This window comes from Streptomyces sp. NPDC054956, from assembly GCF_053609185.1.
Genome location: NZ_JBSGXB010000095.1, coordinates 1 through 23,414, shown reverse-complemented (window position 1 = coordinate 23,414; position 23,414 = coordinate 1). Strand labels below are relative to the sequence as shown.

The 23,414-nt window shown below is 73.7% G+C and carries 18 protein-coding genes and 2 pseudogenes; 12 read left to right on the top strand and 8 right to left on the bottom strand.

All coding sequences use genetic code 11. The features are described 5' to 3' along the window. Positions 1–244: 244 nt before the first annotated feature. Entirely contained in the window at positions 245–1,378 is a 1,134-nt protein-coding gene (locus ACWGDE_RS17355) for a M24 family metallopeptidase (protein WP_453389840.1), read from the top strand. A gap of 70 nt (positions 1,379–1,448) precedes the next feature. Here the strand turns inward: ACWGDE_RS17355 and treZ are convergent, their stop codons facing one another. Further along, on the bottom strand, positions 1,449–3,227 hold the full coding sequence (gene treZ / locus ACWGDE_RS17350) for a malto-oligosyltrehalose trehalohydrolase (RefSeq protein ID WP_453389839.1): 1,779 nt from the start codon (positions 3,225–3,227) through the stop codon (positions 1,449–1,451). A 112-nt stretch (positions 3,228–3,339) separates the two neighbouring features. Between treZ and ACWGDE_RS17345 the strand changes: the two genes are divergently transcribed. Beyond that, a complete protein-coding gene (locus tag ACWGDE_RS17345) occupies positions 3,340–3,903 on the top strand; it encodes an FHA domain-containing protein (protein WP_453389838.1) in 564 nt (187 codons plus the stop codon). A 111-nt stretch (positions 3,904–4,014) separates the two neighbouring features. After that, positions 4,015–4,497, top strand: a complete 483-nt coding sequence (locus ACWGDE_RS17340) for an N-acetyltransferase family protein (RefSeq protein WP_453389837.1) — start codon at positions 4,015–4,017, stop codon at positions 4,495–4,497. Positions 4,498–4,531: 34 nt separating this feature from the next. Here ACWGDE_RS17340 and ACWGDE_RS17335 read toward each other — a convergent pair whose 3' ends face one another. Beyond that, positions 4,532–5,854, bottom strand: coding sequence for a M14 family zinc carboxypeptidase (locus ACWGDE_RS17335; protein ID WP_453389836.1), 1,323 nt, complete (start codon positions 5,852–5,854; stop codon positions 4,532–4,534). A gap of 193 nt (positions 5,855–6,047) precedes the next feature. Then, positions 6,048–8,327: a malto-oligosyltrehalose synthase gene (gene treY, locus ACWGDE_RS17330; RefSeq protein WP_453389835.1), complete on the bottom strand. Its 2,280-nt coding sequence runs from the start codon at positions 8,325–8,327 to the stop codon at positions 6,048–6,050. A gap of 82 nt (positions 8,328–8,409) precedes the next feature. Here treY and ACWGDE_RS17325 point away from each other — a divergent pair, with 82 nt between their 5' ends. Beyond that, complete coding sequence (locus tag ACWGDE_RS17325; RefSeq protein ID WP_453389834.1) at positions 8,410–9,738, top strand: MFS transporter; 1,329 nt, start codon at positions 8,410–8,412, stop codon at positions 9,736–9,738. Here ACWGDE_RS17325 and glgX read toward each other — a convergent pair. Continuing rightward, positions 9,723–11,837 carry a glycogen debranching protein GlgX gene (glgX, locus tag ACWGDE_RS17320; protein ID WP_453389833.1) on the bottom strand — a complete coding sequence of 705 codons (2,115 nt, stop codon included), beginning with the start codon at positions 11,835–11,837 and terminating at the stop codon, positions 9,723–9,725. The genes ACWGDE_RS17325 and glgX overlap by 16 nt on opposite strands. A gap of 219 nt (positions 11,838–12,056) precedes the next feature. Between glgX and ACWGDE_RS17315 the strand changes: the two are divergent. From ACWGDE_RS17315 to ACWGDE_RS17305, 3 genes and pseudogenes are all read left to right on the top strand, one after another. Then, positions 12,057–13,237: pseudogene (locus ACWGDE_RS17315) on the top strand (RNA-guided endonuclease InsQ/TnpB family protein). 325 nt (positions 13,238–13,562) lie between these two features. Beyond that, positions 13,563–14,834 (top strand): SAV2148 family HEPN domain-containing protein, encoded by a 1,272-nt coding sequence (locus ACWGDE_RS17310; protein ID WP_453389832.1) that lies wholly within the window; start codon positions 13,563–13,565, stop codon positions 14,832–14,834. 89 nt (positions 14,835–14,923) lie between these two features. Next, positions 14,924–15,640, top strand: coding sequence for an exonuclease domain-containing protein (locus ACWGDE_RS17305; RefSeq protein WP_453389841.1), 717 nt, complete (start codon positions 14,924–14,926; stop codon positions 15,638–15,640). A 13-nt stretch (positions 15,641–15,653) separates the two neighbouring features. On the opposite strand, the gene ACWGDE_RS17300 is transcribed toward ACWGDE_RS17305, so the two are convergent. After that, the gene (locus ACWGDE_RS17300; RefSeq protein ID WP_453389831.1) at positions 15,654–16,211 is read right to left on the bottom strand and encodes a TetR/AcrR family transcriptional regulator; all 558 of its coding nucleotides are present in this window, start codon (positions 16,209–16,211) and stop codon (positions 15,654–15,656) included. 96 nt (positions 16,212–16,307) lie between these two features. Here ACWGDE_RS17300 and ACWGDE_RS17295 point away from each other — a divergent pair, with 96 nt between their 5' ends. Beyond that, on the top strand, positions 16,308–16,907 hold the full coding sequence (locus tag ACWGDE_RS17295) for a DUF2867 domain-containing protein (protein WP_453389830.1): 600 nt from the start codon (positions 16,308–16,310) through the stop codon (positions 16,905–16,907). Positions 16,908–16,922: 15 nt separating this feature from the next. Here ACWGDE_RS17295 and ACWGDE_RS17290 read toward each other — a convergent pair whose 3' ends face one another. Both ACWGDE_RS17290 and ACWGDE_RS17285 read right to left on the bottom strand, forming a co-directional pair. Continuing rightward, positions 16,923–17,615, bottom strand: coding sequence for a hypothetical protein (locus ACWGDE_RS17290; protein ID WP_453389829.1), 693 nt, complete (start codon positions 17,613–17,615; stop codon positions 16,923–16,925). 23 nt (positions 17,616–17,638) lie between these two features. After that, positions 17,639–18,532: a phosphotransferase enzyme family protein gene (locus ACWGDE_RS17285; RefSeq protein WP_453389828.1), complete on the bottom strand. Its 894-nt coding sequence runs from the start codon at positions 18,530–18,532 to the stop codon at positions 17,639–17,641. Between the two features lie 115 nt (positions 18,533–18,647). Here ACWGDE_RS17285 and mgt point away from each other — a divergent pair. The 3 genes and pseudogenes from mgt to ACWGDE_RS17270 all read left to right on the top strand — a co-directional run bounded on the left by mgt (position 18,648) and on the right by ACWGDE_RS17270 (position 21,485). Next, positions 18,648–19,945: pseudogene (gene mgt / locus ACWGDE_RS17280) on the top strand (macrolide-inactivating glycosyltransferase). After that, positions 19,942–20,496: a DUF1697 domain-containing protein gene (locus ACWGDE_RS17275; RefSeq protein WP_453389827.1), complete on the top strand. Its 555-nt coding sequence runs from the start codon at positions 19,942–19,944 to the stop codon at positions 20,494–20,496. The pseudogene mgt and the gene ACWGDE_RS17275 overlap by 4 nt, the downstream one beginning before the upstream one ends. A 104-nt stretch (positions 20,497–20,600) precedes the next feature. Next, on the top strand, positions 20,601–21,485 hold the full coding sequence (locus ACWGDE_RS17270; RefSeq protein WP_453389826.1) for an SMI1/KNR4 family protein: 885 nt from the start codon (positions 20,601–20,603) through the stop codon (positions 21,483–21,485). Positions 21,486–21,489: 4 nt separating this feature from the next. Here the strand turns inward: ACWGDE_RS17270 and ACWGDE_RS17265 are convergent, their stop codons facing one another. Beyond that, complete coding sequence (locus ACWGDE_RS17265; RefSeq protein ID WP_453389825.1) at positions 21,490–22,347, bottom strand: aldo/keto reductase; 858 nt, start codon at positions 22,345–22,347, stop codon at positions 21,490–21,492. Positions 22,348–22,391: 44 nt separating this feature from the next. Here ACWGDE_RS17265 and ACWGDE_RS17260 point away from each other — a divergent pair. Continuing rightward, on the top strand, positions 22,392–23,414 hold a 1,023-nt coding region (locus ACWGDE_RS17260; protein WP_453389824.1), incomplete at its 3' end, for a ketopantoate reductase family protein.

Sequence of the window (23,414 nt, the reverse complement as noted above, 5' to 3'; positions counted from 1 at the left end):
GCCCCAGGGGCTCGGGCGGGGTCCGGGGCCGGCGGGGTCCGGGCGGAGCCCCAGGGGCTCGGGCGGGGTTCGGGGCCGGCGGGGTCCGGGCGGAGCCCGGGGGACGGGGGAAGGGTGGGTAGGGGACCGGGCTCCGCGAAGCGGGCAGGGCCGGGGCCCCGGGCCAGGGAAGGGAACTGGAGGCTCCGGTGGGGGATCGGCGCGGCCGCTGTGTTGGGGGTCAGGGGCGCGGGAGGATTCCCGGATGGACCATGACTCCGCTCACGACGCCGACCCCTTCACCGCCGCCGACTACGCCGCACGCATGGCCGCGGCCGCGCGTTCCGCCGCCGATGCCGGGCTCGCGGGGCTGCTGATCGCCCCCGGGCCCGACCTCGCCCACCTCACCGGGTACCGGCCCGTGGACACCGAGCGGCTGACCCTGCTCGTCCTCGCCGCCGGGCAGGACCCCGTACTCGTCGTCCCGACGCTGGAGGCTCCCGACGCGGCGAAGGCGCCCGGCGCGGGCGCGCTGACGCTGCGGGACTGGGCCGACGGGAAGAACCCGTACGCCGTGACGGCCCCGCTGCTGGACGTGACCGGCCGCTTCGGGGTCAGCGACAACGCCTGGGCGCTGCACCTGCTGGGCCTGCAGCGGGAGTTGCCGACGACCTCGTACGCCGCGCTGACCGACGTGCTGCCGATGCTCCGCGCGGTCAAGGACGAGCGCGAGCTCGCCCGGCTCGCGGCGGCCGGGGAGGCCGCGGACGCCGCGTACGCCCAGATCCTGCACGTCCCCTTCGCGGGCCGCCGGGAGAGCGACGTCGCCGCCGACCTGGCCGCGCTGCTGCGCGTGCACGGCCACTCCCAGGTGGACTTCACCATCGTCGGCTCCGGCCCCAACGGGGCCAATCCGCACCACGAGGCAGGCGACCGGGTCATCGAGCGCGGCGACATGGTGGTCCTCGACTTCGGCGGACTCAAGCACGGCTACGGCTCCGACATCTCCCGGACCGTCCACGTCGGCGAGCCCACGGAGGAGGAGCAGCGCGTCCACGACATCGTCCGCGAGGCCCAGTTGGCGGGCGTGGCGGCGGCCCGGGCGGGCGCCGCCTGCCAGGACGTGGACCGGGCGGCCCGCGCGGTGATCACCGAGTTCGGCTACGGCGAGAACTTCATCCACCGCACGGGCCACGGCATCGGGGTCACCACGCACGAACCGCCGTACATGGTCGAGGGGGAGGAGCAGGTCCTCGTCCCCGGAATGTGCTTCTCCGTGGAGCCGGGGATCTATCTCCCCGGGCGGTTCGGCGTCCGCATCGAGGACATCGTCACGGTCACGGAGACCGGCTGCCGCAGCTTCAACAACGCCTCCCGGGAACTGGCCGTCGTCGAGTAGGGCGGCGGCCGGTTCCACCCCTTCCCCGCCCGCCCGGCCGTTCCGGGGGCGGGCGGGGAAGGGTGCGCCGCTACGGGCCCAGGACCACCGCCGATTCGCCCGGTACGTGGACCCGCCCGTCGGCGTCCGGATGCTCCACGGGGGCCCAGGAGGCCAGCACCCGCACGCCGTTGCGGCCCAGCGCGACGGTCGTCGGCTCCTCCGAGAAGTTCACCACCACGCGGATGTCGCCCCGCCGGAAGGTCAGCCAGCGCCGCTCCTCGTCGTGGGCGGTGCGGACCGAGGCCAGATCGGGATCGCGCAGGTCCGGATGGGTGCGGCGGAGCCTGACCAGAGTGCGGTACCACTCCAGCAGGCGGGCGTGGGCCCCCTGTTCGGGCTCGGCCCAGTCCAGGCAGGAGCGGTCGCGGGTGGCGGGGTCCTGCGGGTCGGGGATCTCCTCGGCCTTCCAGCCGTGCTCCGCGAACTCCCGGCGCCGGCCCGTGCGTACGGCCTCGGCGAGCTCGGGGTCGGGATGGTCGGTGAAGTACTGCCAGGGCGTGCCCGCCCCCCACTCCTCACCCATGAACAGCATCGGCACGAACGGCCCGGTCAGCGCCACCGCCGCCGCGCACGCCAGCAGCCCGGGGGGCAGGGAGGCGGAGAGCCGGTCGCCCAGGGCCCGGTTGCCGATCTGGTCGTGGGTCTGGGTGTAGCCCAGGAAGCGGTGCGCGGGGGTGCGGCCGCGGTCCAGCGGGCGGCCGTGGTGGCGGCCGCGGAAGGAGGACCAGGTTCCGTCGTGGAAGAAGGCCCGGGTCATGGTCTTGGTCAGCGCGCCGAGCGGGGCGACCGCGAAGTCCGCGTAGTACGCCTGGGATTCGCCGGTCACCGTGCAGTGCAGGGCGTGGTGGAAGTCGTCGTTCCATTGCGCGTGCAGGCCGATGCCGCCGGTGGAGCGGGGCGTGGTGGTGCGCGGATCGCACTGGTCGGACTCGGCGATCAGGAACAGCGGCCGGCCGCTCTCGGCGGCCAGTTCGTCGACCGCGGCGGCCAGTTCCTCCAGGAAGGTCAGTGCCCGGCCGTCGGCGAGCGCGTGCACCGCGTCCAGCCGCAGCCCGTCGATCCGGTAGTCCCGGAACCAGGCGAGCGCGCTGCCGAGGAGGTACGCCCGCACCTCGTCGGAGCCCGGCGCGTCCAGGTTCACCGCCGCGCCCCAGGGCGTGTGGTGGGTGTCGGTGAAGTACGGGCCGAAGGCGGGGAGGTGGTTGCCGGAGGGGCCGAGGTGGTTGTGCACCACGTCGAGCACGACGCCGAGCCCGGCGGTGTGCGCCGCCTCCACGAACCGGGCCAGCCCGGCCGGCCCGCCGTACGGTTCGTGCACGGCCCAGGGCGCGACCCCGTCGTACCCCCAGCCGTGCCGCCCGGGGAAGGAACAGACCGGCATCAGCTCGACGTGCGTGACTCCGAGCCCGGTCAGGTGCCCGAGGCGGGCGGCGGCCGCGTCGAAGGTGCCCTCGGGGGTGAAGGTGCCGATGTGCAGCTCGTACAGGACGGCGTCCTGGAGCGGCACCCGGGGCGCCGCGGCCGGCTCCCCGGAGATGAGCGAGGCGAAGTCGACGACCGCCGAGAGCCCGTCCGGCCCGTCGGGCAGCCTGCGCCCGCGCGGATCGGGACGTACGGGGCCCTGCGGATCGCCACCGGTCCCCTCCGGGCCGCCGCCCAGCACGTATCCGTACCGGGAGCCGTCGGCGGCCGGGGCCTCGGCGAGCCACCAGCCGGGGCGCTCCGGATCGGGCGTCATCTCGTACGCGGCCCCGTCGAGCCGCAGTGCGACCCGGCCTGTCAGCGGTGCCCACACCTCGAACTGCACGGACGATCCCCTCGTCTGGCGGCGGTACCCCAACCTGCTTGACCGGCCCATCATCTCCGGCCCGGCGCGGGAGTTCTGGACACTCTGCCCCTGACGGGCCGACAATCACCCTGTGACGTCCAGTTTCGAGTTCCCCGCCTATCCCGCTCCGCGGCTGTCCGACGCCGAGCGCGATCGGGCGCTGGGCCAGCTCAGGGAGGGGGCGGCGCAAGGGAAGCTGTCGCACGACACCTTCCTGCGCCGCATGGAACTCGCCCTCGTCGCCCGCCGCTCCGAGGATCTCGCGGTGCTCACCGCGGACCTGGAGGAGACCGAGGGCGCCGACAGCCCCTGGACCCGTCGGCTGTTCGGCTGGGTGGGGCGGGCATCGGCCGTGTCGGTGGGCGTGCGGCGGGCCTGGGCCGCGGAGAAGCTGCCCAAGCTGCTGCTTCCGCACCCGGGCGCGGGCGCGTTGCGGATCGGCCGCGATCCGGGCAACGGGCTGCGGCTCAGCCACGAGACGGTCTCCCGGGCGCACGCGGAACTGCGCCAGCGCGACGGGGTGTGGGTGGTCACGGACCTCGGCTCGACGAACGGGACCACGGTGAACGGGCGCCGGGTCACCGGCTCGGCCGTGGTGCGCGACGGGGACCAGATCGGCTTCGGACGGATGTCCTTCCGCCTGTCGGCGAGCTGAGGGCGGGCAAGGGCAGGCAGCGGAGAGCCCCCGCAGGCGGGCGGCCGCGCGGAGAACGGGCGGCGGACCCCGGTCGTGCGGGCCGGGGCGCGGGTGCGGAGGATGGCGTCCATGGAACACACCCCCGCCGCCCCCGTCGTACGGCCCGCACGGCCCGAGGACCTGCCCCGGCTGATCGAGCTCATGCGCGAGCACATGGAGTACGAGAAGTCCGTGCGGCGCCCGGCCGGCCCCCTCGCCGAACGGCTCGCCCCGCAGCTGTTCGCCGAGGACGCCCGGCTGTGGGTGCTGCTGGCCGAAACCCCCGACGGCGCCGTCGCCGGGTACGCCGCCTGCTCGGCCGAGTTCTCCTTCTGGGACGCCCGCCACTACCTGCACATGGACTGCCTGTACCTGGCCGCGGAGGCCCGCGGCCACGGCCTCGGGGCCGCCCTGATGGACGGCGTGCGCGGCCTCGCCCGGACGCTCGGCCTCGGCCACGTCGAATGGCAGACGCCCGACTGGAACGAGGGCGCGATCCGCTTCTACGACCGGCTCGGGGCCACCGGCCGGCCGAAGGTCCGCTACGCCCTGCCGGCGGAACGGGCGGAGTAGGAAGTGGGCCGCCGGCCGGTCGCGGACGGGCCGGTCAGCGGCCGGCCGCCACGAGGCGTTCGTACGCCGCCAGGACGACCCGGGACTGGTGCTCCACCTGCGTGGCCACCGGGACCCAGCGGGCCTGGAAGCGGGCCGCGAACTCCTCGCACCACCCCGTGACGAGCCGGTCCACGGTCGGCGCCGCCGGATGGCCCTGGGCGCGCAGGACCCGCAGCAGCATCGCGGCGGCGCGCAGCGACAGGCGCCGGCCGAAGGCGTCGATGCTCCCGATGTAGGCCGCGGTGGCCTCGGCGGGAGCCTGGACGCCCGTCCACTCGACGGCGATCCGGGGGATCAGCGCGAGCGTCCAGTCGACCGCGCGCAGCAGGGCCGAGGCGGCCGGGTCCGTACCGTCGGCCGCGGCCTCGCGCAGCGCCGCCACCCGCGCCGCGTCGGTGGTGAGCCGTCCGGCGAGCAGGCGCAGGGCGGCGCGCGGGTCGGGGTGCGGCGCCGGGTCGTCCACCAAGTCGGAGGCCCACATGGGGACTTCGACGATGGCGGTGGTGCCGGCGTGGCGGTGGGCGTGGTACCAGGTGCTGAGCCGGGTGTCCTCGGGGTGGAAGGCTCCGGCGGCCGGGGAGCCGGGCTCGGGCATTACGAAGATCCCCGCGCCGGGGGAGGGCCAGCCGGAGGCGTCGGAGGCGCTGGTCTCCACGGGGATGCGCAGCTCGGCGGCCGATTTCCCGAAGGGCTCGGCCAGGCCGGGTATGTCCCGGGTGAGCTGGATCCACGAGCCGCCGAGGTCGGTGCCGTGCAGGGACACCTGCAGGGCGGGGCGCAGCTCGTCGATGAGGGCGGTCAGGGCCAGCGTCTCGGGCGGCAGCCGGTCGGGTGCCAGTAAAGACGGGGCCCACTCCGGCTGTTCGGGGCCGGGGGGCCGGAAGAAGTTCCGGTGGTAGTCGAGCAGGGAGTACGGGCGGGGCGTGCGGTGCAGGGCCGCGCCGTCCGGGTCGGCGCAGAGCAGGAAGTGCCAGTCGGCCCCGGCCGCCTCGGCCGTCCCGTCGGCGGGGGCGCGGATGAGGCGCCGGGCGAGGGAGAGCGCGGTGGCCCCGCCGACGGGTTCGTTGGCGTGCGCCCCGGCGACGACGAGCACGTTGCGGTGAGGGCGGGCGGGCACGGTCGGTGGATTGCCCGCGGGCGTGGTGGGCGGGTCGCCGGCGGGCACGTCGTGCGGGTGAGCGCCGCCCACGGAGAGCAGCCAGAGCGGCTCCCCGGCCCGGGAGGTGCCGGCCTGGCGGACCCGGACCGTGCGGGGGTGTTCGTCCGCCAGCGCGCGGGCGGCCAGGGCGAGTTCGTGGGGGGTGGGATAGCACATGTCGCGGATGAGTGTCACAAGGAATGCCATGCCCGCCGCGCACGCCCCCTACTGCTCCGCACGCCCCGCACTTGCGCGCCGAACTGGCCGGAAACCCCTGGCCAAAGCCCTGCCCCGGCACGGTGGGGGAGGGCGGCGGCGCCCCCGCGCACACGGGGGCGCCGCCTTTCCGTCCGGGTGGCGTACGCCGCCGCTACGCCAGGCGGACCAGTACCGCCGCCGGGGAGGCCGACAGGAGCTCGGACAGCGGGGCCTCGCCGGTGAGGGGCGGGCCCGCGGTGTCGAGCGGGGTCCAGTGGCCCGGGGGGAGGGGCAGGGTGGTGGTGCGCCAGCCGCCCGCCCGTGCAAGGCGCAGGGAGAGCCGGGTCACCGCCACCACCAGGTCCGCGGAGCGCGCGTACGCCACGCAGTGCTCGGCGGCCGGGCCGCGGGCCGGGAGCGGGGTGTAGCCGGTGAAGAGCTCGGGGTGGGTGCGGCGCAGCCGTAGCAGGGCCGTGGTCAGGGCGAGCTTCTCCGCCGCGAGGGTGCCCGGCCGCGGGTGGGCCTCCGGTTCGGCCGGGCGGCGGTTGTCCGGGTCGACCAGGGCCCGGTACTCGCTCTCGGAGCCCTGGTAGAGCTCCGGGACCCCCGGCATCGTCAGGTGCAGGGCGGTCATGGCCAGGACGTTGTCCCGGGCCGCCGCAGCCACCTCGGGCGGGTCCTCCCGGAGGTCCGGCACGTACCTCGGGACGTCCGCCTCGTACCGCTCGTCCCGGTCGGTCCAGCTCGTGTGCAGGCCCGCCTCGCGGACGGCCTTGAGCAGGGCCTCGCCCAGCCGCTCCGTCCGGTCGGGCACGTCACCCAGGCCGAAGCCGCTCTGCCGGGCCACCCAGGCCAGTTGCGGGTCGGGCGCCGGCGCCGCGCCCGGCTGCTGCCCGGGCCGCCCCGCCGGCTCCGGCGCGGCAGGGGCCCGGGGGAGCTCCGGCTCCGACGCCAGTTCCGGTGCCTGGGACAGCACCGCGATCCGGGCCCGGAGGTCGGCGCTGCGCTTGGTGTCGTGCGTGGACAGGACCGTGCCGGAGGCCGGCCAGTCGTGCTCCAGCCGCGCGCAGTAGGCGTGGAACTCCTCCGGGGAGACCGCCGGGTGGCCGGGATCGCCGCCGACCTCCGTGGCCGACAGGAGCGGGGCCCAGCGGTAGAACGCCCGGTCCTCCAGGGACTTGGCGCGCAGGGCCGCCGAGGTCTGGGCGAAGCGGGCCGCGAACACGCCGTCCCGCCAGGTGAGTTCGCGTACGGCGGCGATGTCCTCGGGGCTCACACCGGTGACGGCGGCGAACCCGTCGTCGCCCGGGTACGGGCGGTACGCCGGGTAGGCGACGAGCAGTTCGCGCACCGCCCGCGCCGCGGCGGGGCCCGCGCGCCGCTCCAGTACCGCCAGTTCCGCCGCGAGGTCCTCGGTGAGCACTTCCCGCGTGGACCGCTCCGCGGTCTCCTGCCAGTCCGCGGCCCCGGTGGAGTCCCGGTAGCGGCGGGCCAGTTCCTCCGCGCCCCGCGGATCGACGAACAGGCCGTCCACGTGGCGCAGCGCGTCGTAGCCCGTCGTGCCCGCCACCGGCCAGGCCGCGGGCAGCCGTTCGCCGCGGGCGAGGATCTTCTCGACGACGATCCAGCAGTCGGGTCCGGTCGCGGCCCGCAGCCGGTCCAGGTACTCCCGGGGGTCGGCGAGGCCGTCCACGTGGTCGATGCGCAGTCCCTGGACGACGCCGTCCCGGACCAGTTCCAGGATCTTCGCGTGCGTGGCCGCGAATACGTGCGGGTCCTCCACGCGGACCCCGATGAGTTCCGAAATGGTGAAGAAGCGGCGGTAGTTGAGGGCGGTGCGGGCCTCGCGCCACCAGGCGGGCCGGTAGAACTGGGCGGCCAGCTGTTCGCCGGTCTCCAGGGCGGCGGTGCCGGCCCGCAGCGGGAACTCCAGTTCCCCGTGGCGCAGTACCTCCCCGTCGGCCTTGAAGTCGGCGGCCTCGGCGGGCCCGGGGAGCAGCGGCAGCAGCACCTGCCCGCCGCCCGCCTCCCAGTCGATGTCGAACCAGCGTGCGAAGGGGGAGCCGGGCCCCTCGCGGAGCACCTCCCACAGCTGCCGGTTCAGCCGCAACGGCCAGGGCACCGCCATGTGGTTCGGGACGATGTCGAGCACCAGGCCGAGTCCGTGCGCGCGGGCGGTGGCGGCCAGGGCCCGCAGGCCGGCCTCCCCGCCGAGCTCGGCCCGCACCCGGGAGTGGTCGGTGACGTCGTACCCGTGCGTGGAGCCGGGCACCGCCTCCAGGACGGGGGACAGGTGGAGGTGGGACACGCCGAGCGAGGCGAGGTACGGTACCGCCGCGCGCGCGTCGGCGAAGGTGAACTCGGGGCGCAGCTGGAGGCGGTAGGTCGACGCCGGGGTGACCGACGGCGGAACATCGGATTCCGTGTGGGTACGTGCGGACGGCTGGCTCATGAGAACGTACGTACCCAGGTTGCGGGATTCCGTGCCATTACCCAATGCATCCGGGTGACTGCACCGGGTTAACGTTGCTCAAGTGTTTGGAACCGTCAACACCTATCGCAAGGTCATCGCCCTGACCGGGCCCCTTCTCCCGCTCGTCTCCTTCCTCGCCCGACTGCCCGTCGCGATGTCGCAGTTCGGAAGCGTTCTGCTGGTCGCCGAGACCAGCGGCTCCCTCGCCACCGCCGGCATAGTCGGCGGCACCCTCTCCGCCGGACAGGTGGTCTTCGGGCCCGTTCTGGGCCGGCTCGCCGACCGCCACGGACAGCGTCCCGTCGTCCTGGCGGCCGCCGCGGTCAACGCGGTCGCGACCGCCGCTCTAGTGGCCGGGGCCCTTTCGGACCTCGCCACCGTCCCGCTCGCCGCGATCGGCGCCGTCACCGGAGCCTCCGTACCGCTGATCGGACCGCTCGCCCGAACCCGCTCCGTGGCCCTGGCCCACCGCGCCAAGGCCGACGAGAGCGTCGTGGGCGCCATCCACTCGCTCGAAGGCACCCTCGACGAGGTCTCCTTCGTCTTCGGACCGGCCCTCGTGGGCCTGGCCACGCTCGCCCTGCACCCGGCCGTCGCCCTCGGCGGCGCCGCGGCCCTCGTCGCCGTCTTCGGCACCCTCTACGCGCTGCACCCGACCGCCGCCGTCACGGCCGGGGCCTCCGCGCGGCTGCGCAAGGAGAAGGACCGGGCCCAGGTCCGTCCGCCGGGCGTGGTCTACGCCGTACGGGGGTCCCTCGCCCTGCAGGGCGCCATGTTCGGCGCCTGCCAGGCCGGAATCGCCGCCCTCACCGCACGGTTGGGCGTGCCCGGGCAGGCCGGCATCGTGTACGCGGCCATGGGCGTGGTCAGCGCCGTCGTCGGGCTCTCGCTCGGCGCGCTGCCGGCCCGCTTCGGGCTGCGGCTGCGCTGGCGGGCCGCCACGGCCGCCGCGCTCGTGCTCTCCGTACCGCTGGTCTTCACCGACACCCTGTGGCCGCTGTACGCGGTCGTCACCGTGCTCGGGGCCGCCTACGCCCCGCACCTGATCACCGCCTTCGCACTCACCGAGCGGGCGGTGGAGCCGTGCCGGCTCGCCGAGTCCATGGCCATCGCCGCCAGTTCGCTCGTCGCGGGACAGGCCGTCTCGCTCGCCGTCTCCGGGCGGCTCGCCGAGTGGTACGGGCCCGCCGCGGCCTTCGCGGTGGCCGTGGGGGCGGCGGCCCTGTGCCTGACGCTGGCCCTGGTCACCCGGGTGCCGGCCGCCCGTACGCACGCCCCCGTGGCCTCCTCCCCGGCCGTCCCCGCGCAGTCCGCCGGGGGAGCCGGGGGAGCCGGCCAGGGGGCCGGCCAGGATGCCGCTCTGGAAGGCGCCGCCTACGCGGGGCGCTGAAGCACCACCAGAGACCGTCCCGTCAGCGCCACCCGGTCCCCGGCCGCGTACTGCGGCCCGGTGCCGGGTGGCAGTACGTCGGCCCGCGCCGTGTCCACGATCAGGCGCCACTGCGCGCCGTGACCGGCCGGCACCGTGAAGTCCTGGGCTTCGGCGCCCGCGTTGAACATCAGCAGGAACGAGTCGTCGGTGATCCGCTCCCCGCGGGTGCCGGGCTCCGAGATCGCCTCCCCGTTCAGGAACACCGCCAGGGCCCGCGCGTGCTGCGCCTGCCAGTCGCGCGCCCGCATCTCCTCGCCGTGCGGGGTGAACCAGGCGATGTCGGAGAGCTCGTCGTGCGTGCCCTCCACCGGCCGGCCGTGGAAGAACCGGCGCCGCCGGAACACCGGGTGCTCGCGCCGCAGCCGCACCATCATGCGGGTGAACTCCAGCTGGGCGGGCGCCGGTTTGCCCGGCTCGGGCCAGGCCACCCACGACAGCTCGTTGTCCTGGCAGTAGGCGTTGTTGTTGCCGCCCTGGGTGCGGGCGAACTCGTCGCCGTGGCTGATCATCGGCACGCCCTGCGAAAGCATCAGCGTGGCCGTGAAGTTGCGCATCTGGCGCTCGCGCAGCTCGTTGATCTCCGGGTCCTCGGTCGGCCCCTCCACCCCGCAGTTCCAGGACCGGTTGTGGGTCTCGCCGTCCCGGTTGCCCTCGCGGTTGGCCTCGTTGTGCTTCTCGTTGTACGAGACCAGGTCGTTGAGGGTGAACCCGTCGTGGCAGGTGGTGAAGTTGATGGAGGCCAGCGGCCGCCGCCCGTCGTCCTGGTAGAGGTCCGAGGAGCCGGTCAGCCGTCCGGCGAACTCCGCGAGCGTGCGCGGCTGCCCGCGCCACAGGTCCCGTACGGTGTCGCGGTACTTGCCGTTCCACTCGGTCCACAGCGGCGGGAAGTTGCCCACCTGGTAGCCGCCCTCGCCCAGGTCCCAGGGCTCCGCGATCAGCTTGACCTGGCTGACCACCGGATCCTGCTGGACCAGGTCGAAGAACGAGGACAGCCGGTCCACCTCGTGGAACTGCCGGGCCAAGGTGGCCGCCAGGTCGAAGCGGAAACCGTCCACGTGCATCTCGGTGACCCAGTAGCGCAGCGAGTCCATGATCAGCTGGAGCACGTGCGGGGAGCGCATCAGCAGCGAGTTCCCGGTGCCGGTGGTGTCCATGTAGTGCCGGGGGTCGTCCGCGAGCCGGTAGTACGAGGCGTTGTCCAGGCCCCGGAAGGACAGGGTCGGGCCCAGGTGGTTGCCCTCGGCGGTGTGGTTGTAGACCACGTCGAGGATCACCTCGATCCCGGCCTCGTGCAGCGCGCGGACGGCCGACTTGAACTCCAGCACCTGCTGGCCGCGGTCGCCCGAGGCGTAGCCGTTGTGCGGGGCGAAGAACCCGATGGTGTTGTAGCCCCAGTAGTTGCTGAGCCCGTCGTCCACCAGGCGGTGGTCGTTGACGAACTGATGGACCGGCATCAGCTCCAGCGCCGTCACCCCGAGCTTGCTCAGGTGTCCGATGACCGCCGGGTGCGCGAGCGCCCCGTAGGTGCCGCGCAGCTCCTCGGGGAGGTCGGGATGGCGCATGGTCAGGCCCTTCACGTGGGCCTCGTAGAGCACGGTGCGGTGGTACTCGTGGCGCGGCGGGCGGTCGTTGGCCCAGTCGAAGTAGGGATTGACCACGACCGAGCTCATGGACTTGGGGGCCGAGTCCAGGTCGTTGCGGGAGTCGGGCCGGCCGAAGTGGTAGCCGTACACCTCCTCGCCCCAGTCGACGCTGCCGGCGACGGCCCGCGCGTACGGGTCCAGGAGCAGCTTCGCCGCGTTGCAGCGCCTGCCGCGCTCGGGCTCGTACGGGCCGTGCACGCGGAACCCGTACCGCTGTCCGGGCATCACGCCCGGCAGGTAGGCGTGCCGGACGAACGCGTCGGTCTCGCGCAGTTCGACCGCGGTCTCCGAACCGTCGTCGTGCAGCAGACACAGCTCGATGCGTCGGGCGGCTTCCGAATAGACCGCGAAGTTGGTGCCGGCGCCGTCGTACGTGGCACCGAGCGGATACGCCTGTCCCGGCCAGACCTGCATGGATGACGACTCTTCCCGTGGGTGTTGGGCTGATGTTCGGGCTGCTGTGCCGGCCTGCTGGGGCGTGGACCGCGTCACTGGATTTCTCCCAGGAGGCCCAGGCCTTCAGGCCGGGGAGGAACGGGTTATGGGGTCGGAGGTGCGGAGCACCGGAGATCGGTGCATCTGGTCCGAGTTGTGCTTTCGGCTGTTGTCAGTGGTCGGGGATAGGTTGTTGGGATGGCAGCGGCGCCGATGGCGGGAGATGCCGGGTATACCCGGTGGACCTTCCGTGTGCGTGTGTCGTCGACCGCGCTTGCCGCCCTGATGGGCGAGCGGGACCGGTGCCGCTGGATCCGGAACGAGTGCTGCGCGAAGTCGAAGCAGACGCACCTGTGGAACACGCACCGGCCTGAGGGCGTGGAGAAGCGGACCTGTGGTCCGGCCCAGCTCGACATGATGCTGACCGAAGCCCGCACCGAGAACACCTGGCTGCGCGAAGGGTGCTCGGTTCCGCAGCAGCAGTTGATCCGGGACTTCGGGAAGTCCCGCGCCAAGGCGCAGAAGGACATCAAGGACCGGCTGCCGATGCGGCAGCGGGCCGGGATGCCGAAGTGGAAGAAGAAGCGGGAAGCGCACTGCATCTGGCGGGCGGGATCGTCTTGACGGTGGTGTGGTCGCGCGACCTCCCCGCCGACCCGACCTCCGTGCGTGTCTACCAGGACGGTCTCGGGCATTGGTACTGCTCGTTCGTCCTCCCCGCCGAGATCGAGGTGCTCGCGGAAACCGGCGCGGTGATCGGTATCGACTGGGGCGTGCGCGAAACCGCGACCACCACCAGCGATGCCCACGACCTTCCCCATGCCGAGCACGGGAGAAAGGCGCAGGCGAAGCTGACCCGCTACCAGCGGATGATGTCCCGCCGTAGAACGGCGAAGGGCAAGTCCTGCTCGAAGGGCTACCAGCGGGCGAAGAAGCTGACGGCGAAGCTGCACAAGAAGGTGGCCCGGCAGCGTCAGGACACGGGCCGCAAATGGGCCAAGCGCGTGGTCCGCGACCACGACGCCCTCGCGGTGGAGGACTTCCGGCCGCGCTTCCTCGCCAAGTCGAGCATGGCCCGCAAGGCGGCCGACGCAGCGATCTCCGCGACGAAGACGGCTCTGGTCGAGATGGGCCGCAAGCACGGCAGGGTCGTGCACCTGGTACACCCCGCGCACACCACGATGGATTGCGCGCAGTGCGGAGCGAGAACCAAGCACGCGCTACCTCTTTCGGAACGAACGTATGCCTGCACCGTGTGCGGAGTCGTGTCCCCCAGGGACAAGAACTCCGCCCGCGTGATGCTGGTCCGGGCTGGTCTCAACCCGGCTGGTGCTGAGGGCGTGAGACCACCTGGGGCGCTGCCCCAGGCGGCTGCCTGAGCCAGAGATCCCCACATCAGCCCTGGAGGGTGAGGAATCCCCTCCCTTCAGGGACGGGGAGGATTCAATGGCAGATCTTCCCCGAAAGAGGGGTCTCACGCGGGGACTTGGGAGGGTCCTACCGGGTGACCCGGAAAGCTGATATGAGGGTTGGCGGACCAGGGGTACATCCGACGAATCCGATGATGAGCGCATCGGATAATGGGTCAACGGACGGCCGGTGTACGGGCCATCGGCCCGCATCGGGCTGCAGGGGGCCGTGTACGCGGAGTACCCTTCCGTGATCACTGGAGACGGGCGTCCAGACGCAGGAGGCGGTGCACGGGTGAGCTCGGGAGGTCTGGAGCTGCCCCCTGGTGACAGCGGTCACGAGGGTGGCCCGGCGGACGCCGCAGGCGGGGCGCCCGGCGGGATGCCCGCCGGAGCGGTGTCGCTGGCCCCGCCGGAGGCCGGGAGGGCGCCGGCCGGTGCCGGGGCCGAGCTGGACTGGGGCGCGGACGCCTGGAGCGAGGTCCGTACGCGGGCCCAGCGCGCGGGCCGTGCGTACATCTGGCTGAATCTGATCGAACAGCGGCTGCGGTCGGTGGTCGGGGCGGTGCTCCGGCCGATCTACGAGCCCGTGCACGGCGGCGACGACTGGGTCGTCGCGGCCGCCGGGCCCGCCGGGCAGGAGTGGGTGCAGCGCGCGGTCGCCGTACGGGAGGTCAGCCGGCGCAAGGGTTACCTGCTGGACTCCGCGGACGACAACGTGCTCAGCTTCCTGACCCTGCCGCAGCTGCGCGAGCTCATGGTCCAGCACTGGCCGTGCTTCGAGCCGTACTTCGACGACCGGCGCGAGATCGAGCAGGCGCTGGACGAGCTGGAGGTCACGCGCAACGTCGTCTCGCGCAACCGCGCCCTGTCCCGGGCGGTCCTGGAACAGGCCGAGCGGGCGTCGGCGCGGCTGCTGGAGGTACTGGGCGGCGGCGCGGGCTCGCCGTCGGCGGACCGGCTGCCCATCGACGCCGTCGAGGACCTGGTCGGCGACCGGTACGCGGACGTCATCTCCGTCCACCCGGACCGGGTGCGGCTGCAGCGCCAGCTCCCGGCGGAGGACCTGTTCGGCGGGGCGCGGCGGCTCGACGCCATCGGCATAGGGCTCAACCTGCTGGTCCAGAACTTCTCGGGCCGAAGACTCGTACGCCTCGCGGAGGCCGGCTGCCGGGTGCGGCTGCTCTTCCTCAACCCGGCGAGCAGCGCGGTCAAACGGCGCGAGCGGGAGCTGGGGCTGCGCAAGGGCGAACTGAGCCGCTCGGTGGAGATGAACATCCTGCACGTGCGGCGGGTGCGGGCGGGCCTGCGCGACGCCTCGGGCTTCGAGATCCACGTCTTCGACGAGACCCCGCGCTTCACGGCGTACCTGGTGGAGGGCGAGTCCTCGGGCATCGCGGTGGTCCAGTCGTACCTGCGCCGGGCGCGGGGCATGGAGGCGCCGGTCCTGGTCCTGCGCGGCGGCGGGCGGGGGCCCTCGCGCGAGCGCGACGCGGACCACGGGCTGTTCCCGACGTACCGCGAGGAATTCGAGTCGATCTGGCAGGACTCCCGGCCGGTGTCATGAGTGTCAGTGCCGCGTGGCAGGCTGAAACCCGTTGACCGAACGTACGAGGCATGACGGGGGAGGGGCGCGGGATGGAGGACGGGCACGGCATGGGGGAGTGGCACGGCGGGCCGATGGTGGCCTTCGACCTGGAGACCACGGGGACCGACATCGAGTCCGACCGCATCGTGACGGCGGCCGTCGTGGCGGTCGGCCCGGACGGGCAGGTGGCCCGGGAACGGACGTGGCTGGTCGATCCGGGGGTGCCGATCCCGGAGCAGGCCTCCGCGATCCACGGGATCTCGACGGACCACGCGCGCGCCGAGGGGATGGCGGCCGCGGCCGCGGTCGGGGAGATCACGCAGACGCTCTTCGATGCGCTGCGCTCGGGGACCCCGCTCGTGGTGATGAACGCGCGCTACGACCTGACCCTGCTGGACCGCGAGTGCCGTCGGTACGGGGTCCAGCCGCTGGGCGAGCGGTGGCAGGGCAGGCCCGCGCCCGTCATCGACCCCTTGGTCCTGGACAAGCACGCGGACCGGTACCGCAAGGGCAGGCGGACGCTCCAGGCCCTCTGCGAGCACTACGGAGTGACCCTCGAGGACGCGCACAACGCGGGCGCGGACGCGCTCGCGGCGGCCCGTGCGGCGCGGCGGATGGGGGCCAGGCACGCGGCGATAGGGGCGGTCGCCCTGGCGGACCTCCACGCACTGCAGGTCCGCGCGGCGGCCGAGCAGGCGGCGTCGCTGCAGAGCTATCTGCGGCGCACCTCGGACCCCGAGGCGATAGTCGAGCGGGCCTGGCCCGTCGTGCCGTACCGGGTCTGAGGCCCGGCATCGCTCACCGCAGCAGCCAGTCCCGGGTCAGTTCCATGACCTCGGCCCGGCTGCGGGGGCCGTGGTCGGCCGCGAGGAAGTAGTTGCCGATCCGCATGGAGTAGAACACCGTGGAGCGCACCTCGACGTCGTCCTCGTCGGCGCAGAACGCGCCGAACAGCGAACGCAGGTAGTCCATGCGGCGGTTGTCGACGCGCCGCAGCCGCTCCGCGACGGACGCGTCGCGCCGGGCCCAGTCGCGGATCGCGAGTTCCGCCGCCACGCCCTTCGCCGGTCCGTCGGCGGCCGCGGCGATCGCGAACAGCCGCTTCAGCTTGGTCCTGGGGTCCCCGCCGTCGCTCTCGACCTGCTCGATGACCGCCTCGGCGCCCTCGCGCTCCCAGGTGTCGAGCATCTCGGTGAGCAGTGCGTCCCGGTTGGCGAAGTACCCGTAGAAGCCGCCCTTGGTGACGCCGAGGGCCTGCGCGAGCGACTCGATCCGGACGGAGTCCGGGCCGCCGGCGGCGAGTGCCCGCAGTCCTTCCGCGATCCAGCTGCCGCGCGGTGTGCGGGTCGCGCCCATGATGTGTCTCCCCTCACGCGGACCGAATCTATACGGTGCCGTATAGATCGGTGCTAGTCTTCTTCTATACGGCATCGTATAGATAGGGGCTTGCTCATGAGACTCCCCAGAACCGCGCACACCGACCGCCCCTGGCGGATCCACGAGATCGCGGGCGACTTCCACGTCGAGGACGTGTGGGAGCTGCCGACCCCGGGCGGCCCGGACGACCTCGAACGGCTCGTGGACCAGTTCGCGACCGGCGGGGGAGATCCCGCCCCCTCCTTCGTGGGCCGCGCCCTCTTCGCGATCCGCTTCAAGCTCGGGGCCCTGTTCGGCTGGGACGAGCCGGCAGACGGAATCGGCGGGCGGACTGCGTCGCTGCGCGACCGGCTCCCGGCGGACCTGCGCGAGGGGCCCCGCGGGCCCGACCTCGGCTCGTTCCCGTTCACCTCCGTCTACCTGACGCACGACGAGTGGGCCGCGGAGGTGGCCAACCGGACCATGCACGGCGTGCTGCACATCGGCTGGGTCCCGGACGCGGACGGAGCGGGCGGCCACCACGGCCGGATGGCCATCCTGGTCAAGCCCAACGGCCTGTTCGGCGCCGTCTACATGGCGGGCATCAAGCCCTTCCGGTACCTCGGGGTGTATCCGGCGTTCATCCGCGGGATCGGCCGCGAATGGCAGGCCCGTTCGGCTTCCCGCCCGGCCTGATCCGGGGAGGGGCTCTCAGAGGGCCGGCTGCTGGTCCCCCTGCGGGGCCGAGGACCGGTCTCCTCCCGGGGCCGGCCACTGGTCGCGGTAGACGATGTGGATCCCGCGGTCGGCGTCGCCGACGGCGTCGTCGCAGTTGCTCAGCGTCGTGCAGTAGTGCAGGTGTCCGGGGTGGGCGTAGACGAATGCGGGGCCCTGGTGGGCGACGTCGGCGAAGAGCCACGCGGTGTCGGCGAACAGCTTGGCGCTGCCCGTCATGAACAGGGTCCTGGAGTGGATGTGCTGGTGGAACCGGTCCCGGTTCTCCTTGTGGCGCCGCTCCGGCCGACGGTCGCCCCCGAGGTCGGCGGGGGCGGCCGGTCCGGGAAGGTCCGCGGTCTGCGCCCGGCCGGGGCCCAGCCGTGACCGCAGCTCCTTCCAGCGCGAGGGAGCGAACTGGAGCGAGCGGTGCAGGAGTACGAGGTCGAGCCCGGGTTTCCCGTGCTCGGGGTCGTCGCGCCGCAGCGGGACGTGGACCAGCGAGCGCGGCGAGGTGGCGGCGAGCGACCACAGCCCCGCGAGGAGCTGCGCGGCCTCCTGGTCGACCTGGGCGTGCAGGTACCAGCTGCCGGCCGACAGTGAGGCGCGGGCCGGCGGCCGGGCCGGGCGGATCACCTTGAACTCCGCGGGTCCGAGCCGCGCCTGGTGGATGGTGAGGGGCAGTTTCATATGCGGAAATTGATACGCCAACGCTAGAACGGGTGCCAGCGGGTTTCCGTGTCCCCTTCGCGCAGGGAGGCGACCCGGCGGCGGAATTCGGCCAGGGCCTCGGGGTTGACCGGGGCGTGCTGGGCCACCCAGGCGCAGCTGGCCGTCTCGCGGGCGCCGCGCAGGACCGCGCAGCCCTCCCACTCGCGCACGTCCCAGCCGTACGCCGCCGCGAAGGCCTCGTAGGACCCGGCGGGCAGCCCGTACCGGTCGCGGGAGAGCGCCATCACCACCAGATCGTGCTCGCGCAGGTCCGAGGAGACCGTCTCCAGGTCGACCAGGACCGGCCCGTCCGGGCCCACGTGGACGTTGCGCGGCAGCGCGTCGCCGTGGATGGTGCCCGGCGCGAGGTGGGGGGTCAGGGCCGCCACCTCGCCGGCGTACCCGTCGCGGCGGGCCCGCAGGTACGCCGCGTCCGCCGGGTCGATCGCCGCGCCCGCCAGCCGGAGCCAGCGCTCGACCCCGCCCAGCAGATCGCGCGGGGGCAGTACGAAGGGGGGCGCGGGCAGGGCGTGGATCCGCCGCAGCAGGGCCGCGAGGTCCTCCGGGCCGGCCGGGCGGACCGCGTCGGGGAGCCGGTGCCACAGCGTCACCGGGTGGCCGTCCACCAGCCGGGGCTCCGGCTCGGCCGCGCGGACCGCCGGGATGCCGCACCGCTCGAACCAGCCCGCCACCGCGAGCTCCCGCTCGGCGCGCGGCAGCAGGGCCGCCTCGCGGCCGACCTTGGCGACGAGGCCGCCGCCGAGTCCGTCGTCGCCGAGTCCGTCGTCGCCGAGCGCGAAGACGGCGTTCTCGCCCAGGGCCAGCAGTTCGGCCGATCCGGCCCGGCCGGTGAGGCCCGCCGCCGTCAGCGCTTCCCTGGCCCGTGCCTCGTCCATGCCGTTCTCCGCCGTCCGTCCGCGTTCGCTGCCGCTTCCCCGGGGTGTTCCGGGGACCTTGATCGGCTCAGTCTCGCACTCCGGGCCGCGCTCTTCCCGTTCTCCCCGTTTCTGGTTGCACGAGACGTATCGTCTCGTTATCTTCGTGTCATGACCTCGACCCCGAAGCCCGCCCACATCGCCATGTTCTCCATCGCCGCCGCCGGCCACGTGAACCCGAGCATCGAAGTGATCCGCGAACTGGTCGCCCGGGGCCACCGCGTCAGCTACGCCATCCCCGCCGCCTACGCCGACAAGGTCGCCGAGACCGGTGCCACCCCGGTGATCTGGAACTCCACCCTGCCCACCGAGGAGGACCCCGAAGCCTGGGGCACCGAGCTCATCGACAACATCGAGCCCTTCCTCACCGACGCCGTCCAGGCGCTCCCGCAGCTCGTGGCCGCCTTCGAGGGCGACGAGCCCGACCTCGTCATCCACGACATCACCGCCTACCCGGCCGTCGTCCTCGCCCACCGCTGGGGCGTCCCCGCCGTCTCCCTCTCCCCGAACCTGGTCGCCTGGACCGGCTACGAGGAGGAGGTCGCCGAGCCGGTGTTCGCCGCGCTGCGCGGCTCCGAGCGCGGGCAGGCGTACTACGCCCGCTTCCGGGCCTGGCTCGACGAGAACGGCATCGACGAGGACGTCGACCGCTTCGTCGGCCGCCCCCGCCGCAGCCTCGTACTCATCCCGCGCGCCCTGCAGCCGAACGCCGACCGGGTCGACGAGGCCGTCCACACCTTCGTCGGCGCCTGCCAGGGCGACCGCGCCGCCACCCAGGGCACCTGGACCCGCCCGGCGGCCGCCGCGGGGAAGAAGCTCCTCCTGGTCTCCCTGGGATCCACCTTCACCAAGCAGCCCGCCTTCTACCGGGCCTGCGCCGAAGCCTTCGGCGGCCTGCCCGACTGGCACGTGGTGCTCCAGATCGGCAAGTTCACCGACGAGGCCGAGATCGGCGAGATCCCCGCCAACGTCGAACTCCACCGCTGGGTTCCGCAGCTGGACATCCTGCGCCGGGCCGACGCATTCATCACCCACGCGGGCGCGGGCGGCAGTCAGGAGGGGCTGGCCACCGGCACCCCGATGGTCGCGGTCCCGCAAGCCGTCGACCAGTTCGGCAACGCCGACATGCTGGCCGCCCTCGGCGTCGCCCGGCACGTCCCGATGGACGAGGCCGACGCGGCGACCCTGCGCGAGGCCGTCCTCGCCCTGGTCGCGGACCCGGAGGTCGCCGCCCGCGCCGAGGCCGTCCGCGCGCAGATGGCCACCGAGGGCGGCACCCGGCGGGCGGCGGACCTGATCGAGGCCGAACTGCCCGCCCCGGACGCGCCGCGGGCCACGGCGCTGTCACAGGAGAGCCCTATCGTTCGGGCATGACCACTCGGAAGTACGCGGCGCTGCTGCGGGGCATCAACGTCGGCGGGAACAAGAAGGTCCCGATGGCCGAACTGCGCGAGGTCCTGCACGACCTCGGTCACGAGGACGTGCAGACCTACCTGCAGAGCGGCAACGCCGTCTTCAGCAGCGCCACGAAGAAGACACCGGTGGCCCTCGCCCGCGAACTGGAGGCCGCCATCGAAGCCCACTTCGGCTTCGAGGTCCCCTGCCTGGTGGTCGACGGGGCCTACCTGCGCGCCGTCGCCGAAGCCTGCCCCTTCCCGGCCGCCGACCTGGAAGGCAAGCAGCTCCACGCCACCTTCTGCTCCGAGCAGCCCGCCGAATCCCGCTTCGCCTCGATCGAACCGGCCGCGCACCTCCCGGAGGAGTACCGGCTCGGCGACCGGGTCATCTACCTCTACGCCCCGAACGGCCTGGGCCGCTCGAAACTGGCCGAGGCCCTGGCGAAGCCGGCCGTCGTGAAGGGGATGGACGTGACCACCCGCAACTGGAACACGGTCGCCAAGCTCGTCGAACTCACCCGGGACTGACCCGTGGACTTCGCCGATCTCGCCCGACTGGTGAGCGGGAGCGCCGAGAGCGCCGAGTACCCCCCGCCGGGGCCGGTGCCCGTCGACTGGCCCGCGGTGGAATCGTGGCTCGGACTGCCGCTCCCGGCGGACTGCTCGCCTGGGGCGTGACCCCGGGCGGCGACACCCTGCTCTGGGACACCTCGGCCTCCCCGGACCCCGACCGGTGGACCGTCGTCGTCGCGCACCAGGACAGGCCCCGCAGCCCCCGGCGGTGGGAGGCCCGCGGGCTCACGCTGACCGAGTACCTCGTGGACGCCTGCACCCGCCCCTCCCGGCCGCTGCCCGCCACCCTGGGAGACGTCTGGTTCCTGACCCGGCCCCTGCCCTGGACCCCGCCCGCGGACACCGGTCCCCGACTGACCGGCGAACGACGGGACTTCGCCCTGGAGACGGGCACCGGCCTCGCCGCGCTGACGCTCCTCACCCCGCCGCCGGACAGCCCGCACCTCGGCGGCGGGACGTGGGAGGGGCTCTTCGCGGAGCTCGGGACCCGGCTCCCCGCCGAGTACGTGGCCCTCATGGACCGGTACGGCGCCGGCTGCTGGGGCGACTGGATGCGGTTCCACACCCCGCTGCGCACCGGCGGCGGATTCCGGCGCCTCGCGGAGGAGGACGCCGAGGCCTACCGGGGGGCGATAGGCAGCTGGCGGGCCGAGGACCCCTTCCCGGTCTGGCCGGAGCCCGGCGGCCTGCTGACCTTCGCGACCTCGCTCGACAACGACAAGCTCGGCTGGCTGACCGAGGGCTCCGACCCCGACGCCTGGCCGCTCGTGATCTGGCCCCGGCACGCCCCGCAGGGGCCGGCGCTGCCGGGCGGGCTCGTCGACACCCTGCTCGCCTGGCGGCGAGGCCGGTTCGAGGCCGTGGGACTGCTCGGGCTGGACCGGGAGGACGACCCGGTCGAGTACGCGGTCTTCGAGGCCTGGGACGAGTCGGCCCACTGGTGAGCGCTCAGCCCGCCAGGGCGTCCAGCAGGGCCAGTTCGCGCGGGGTCAGCTGGACCGTCGCCGCGTCCAGGTTCTCCGCGAGGTGGTCGGGGGAGCCCGTGCCCGGGGTGGGGCACAGGACCGGGGAGTGGTGCAGGAGCCAGGCCAGGGCGATCTGCCCGGTGGTCGCGCCGTGTTCGGCGGCGACCGCCGTCAGCGCGGCCGCGCTCTCGCGGGTCAGGGCGCCGCTGCCCAGCGGGTAGTAAGGGAGGAAGGCGATGCCCCGGGCCTCGCACAGGGCCAGGAGCTCCGCCGAGGAACGGTCCAGCAGGTTGTACGGGTTCTGGACCGAGGCCACCGGGACGAGAGCCAGCGCCTCCAGGAGCCGCTCCGCCGTCACCGTGTTCAGCCCGATGTGCCGGATCTTGCCCTCCGCCCGGAGCTCGGCCAGCGTCCCCAGCTGCTCCGCCACCGGCACCGCGGGGTCGAAGCGGTGCAGCTGGTACAGGTCGATCCGGTCGAGGCGGAGCCTGCGCAGGCTCGCCTCGCACATCGCCCGGAGCTCCTCCGGGCGGCCCGCCGCGTGCCACTGGTCCGGCCCGGTGCGCACCACGCCGCCCTTGGTGGAGACCACCAGCCGCTCCCCGTACGGGTGGAGGGCCTCGGCGACCAGTTCCTCGGCCAGGTGGGGGCCGTAGTTGTCGGCTGTGTCGATCAGGGTGACCCCGCGCCCGACGGCCGCGCGCAGCAGCGTACGGGCCTCCGCGCGGCCCGCGCGCGGGCCCCAGTAGCCGGCACCGACCAGTCCGCCGGTCCCGAGACCGAGGCGGCGTACGGGCAGGTCCCCGCCGAGGAGGAACGTCTCATCAGCATGAACAGACATGGCCCGACAGTAACCCGGCACGGGTGATGTGCCAGGCTCGGGGCATGCGTTACATCATCATCGGCGCCGGGGCGATCGGCGCGACCATCGGCGGACGGCTCGCGGAGTCCGGCGGCGAGGTCGTCCTCGTCGCGCGCGGCGCCCACGCGGAGGCCCTGCGGGCGGACGGGCTGCGGCTCACCACGGCGGACGGCGAGCGCGTGCACCGGCTGCCCGTGGTCACCGGCCCGGCCGAACTCGGCGAACTGAGCCCGGACGACGTGCTGTTGCTGACGGTCAAAACCCAGGACGCGCTCGCCGCGCTCGACGCGTGGGCGGACGCGGAGGTCGCCGGCGGCGGAACCGCGGCCCAGCGGCTGCCCGTGCTGTGCGCGCAGAACGGCGTCGAGAGCGAGCGCCTCGCCCTACGGCGCTTCGCGCGCGTGTACGGGGTCTGCGTGTGGCTCCCGGCGACGTTCCTGGAGCCCGGGGTGGTCTCCGCGCTGTGCACGCCGCTGACCGGAATCCTGCACATCGGGAAGGCCGCCGGGGGAGCCGACGAGAAGGCCCGGCGGATCGCCGCCGACCTGGAGAAGTCCGGGTTCGGGGCGCCGGTCGTCGAGGACGTCATGCGGTGGAAGCACGCGAAGCTGCTGGGCAATCTGAGCAACGCGATCCAGGCGACGACCGGCCCCGAGCCGGAACCGGCGAAGGCGGCGCTGATGCTGCGCGCGGTCCGGGAGGCGAAGGCCGCCTTCGAGGCCGCCGGGATCTCCTACGCCTCGGACGCGGAGCAGGCGGAGGCGCGTGACGGGAAGGTGGAGCAGCCGGCGGGGGTGCGGGGCGGGTCGTCCTGGCAGAGCCTGGCGCGGGGGACGGGGTCCGTGGAGGCGGACTACCTCAACGGGGAGATCGTCCTGCTGGGCCGTCTGCACGGGGTTCCGACGCCGGTCAACGACACGTTGCGGCACGCGGCGAACATCTTCGCGCGGGAGGGGCTGCCGCCGGGGGCGATGTCCATCGAGGACCTGACCGCCCTGGCCGACGAGGCGGCGGCCAGGGCGGGTTGCCGCTGCGCGGGGCGAAGT

Excerpts from the sequence above, each read along its gene's own strand:
- ACWGDE_RS17355 (WP_453389840.1), top strand. The coding sequence starts at position 245 with ATGGACCATGACTCCGCTCACGACGCCGACCCCTTCACCGCCGCCGAC.
- ACWGDE_RS17340 (WP_453389837.1), top strand. The coding sequence starts at position 4,015 with ATGGAACACACCCCCGCCGCCCCCGTCGTACGGCCCGCACGGCCCGAG.
- ACWGDE_RS17335 (WP_453389836.1), bottom strand. The coding sequence starts at position 5,854 with ATGTGCTATCCCACCCCCCACGAACTCGCCCTGGCCGCCCGCGCGCTG.
- treY (WP_453389835.1), bottom strand. The coding sequence starts at position 8,327 with ATGAGCCAGCCGTCCGCACGTACCCACACGGAATCCGATGTTCCGCCG.
- glgX (WP_453389833.1), bottom strand. The coding sequence starts at position 11,837 with ATGCAGGTCTGGCCGGGACAGGCGTATCCGCTCGGTGCCACGTACGAC.
- ACWGDE_RS17305 (WP_453389841.1), top strand. The coding sequence starts at position 14,924 with ATGGGGGAGTGGCACGGCGGGCCGATGGTGGCCTTCGACCTGGAGACC.
- ACWGDE_RS17300 (WP_453389831.1), bottom strand. The coding sequence starts at position 16,211 with ATGGGCGCGACCCGCACACCGCGCGGCAGCTGGATCGCGGAAGGACTG.
- ACWGDE_RS17295 (WP_453389830.1), top strand. The coding sequence starts at position 16,308 with ATGAGACTCCCCAGAACCGCGCACACCGACCGCCCCTGGCGGATCCAC.
- ACWGDE_RS17290 (WP_453389829.1), bottom strand. The coding sequence starts at position 17,615 with ATGAAACTGCCCCTCACCATCCACCAGGCGCGGCTCGGACCCGCGGAG.
- ACWGDE_RS17285 (WP_453389828.1), bottom strand. The coding sequence starts at position 18,532 with ATGGACGAGGCACGGGCCAGGGAAGCGCTGACGGCGGCGGGCCTCACC.
- ACWGDE_RS17275 (WP_453389827.1), top strand. The coding sequence starts at position 19,942 with ATGACCACTCGGAAGTACGCGGCGCTGCTGCGGGGCATCAACGTCGGC.
- ACWGDE_RS17265 (WP_453389825.1), bottom strand. The coding sequence starts at position 22,347 with ATGTCTGTTCATGCTGATGAGACGTTCCTCCTCGGCGGGGACCTGCCC.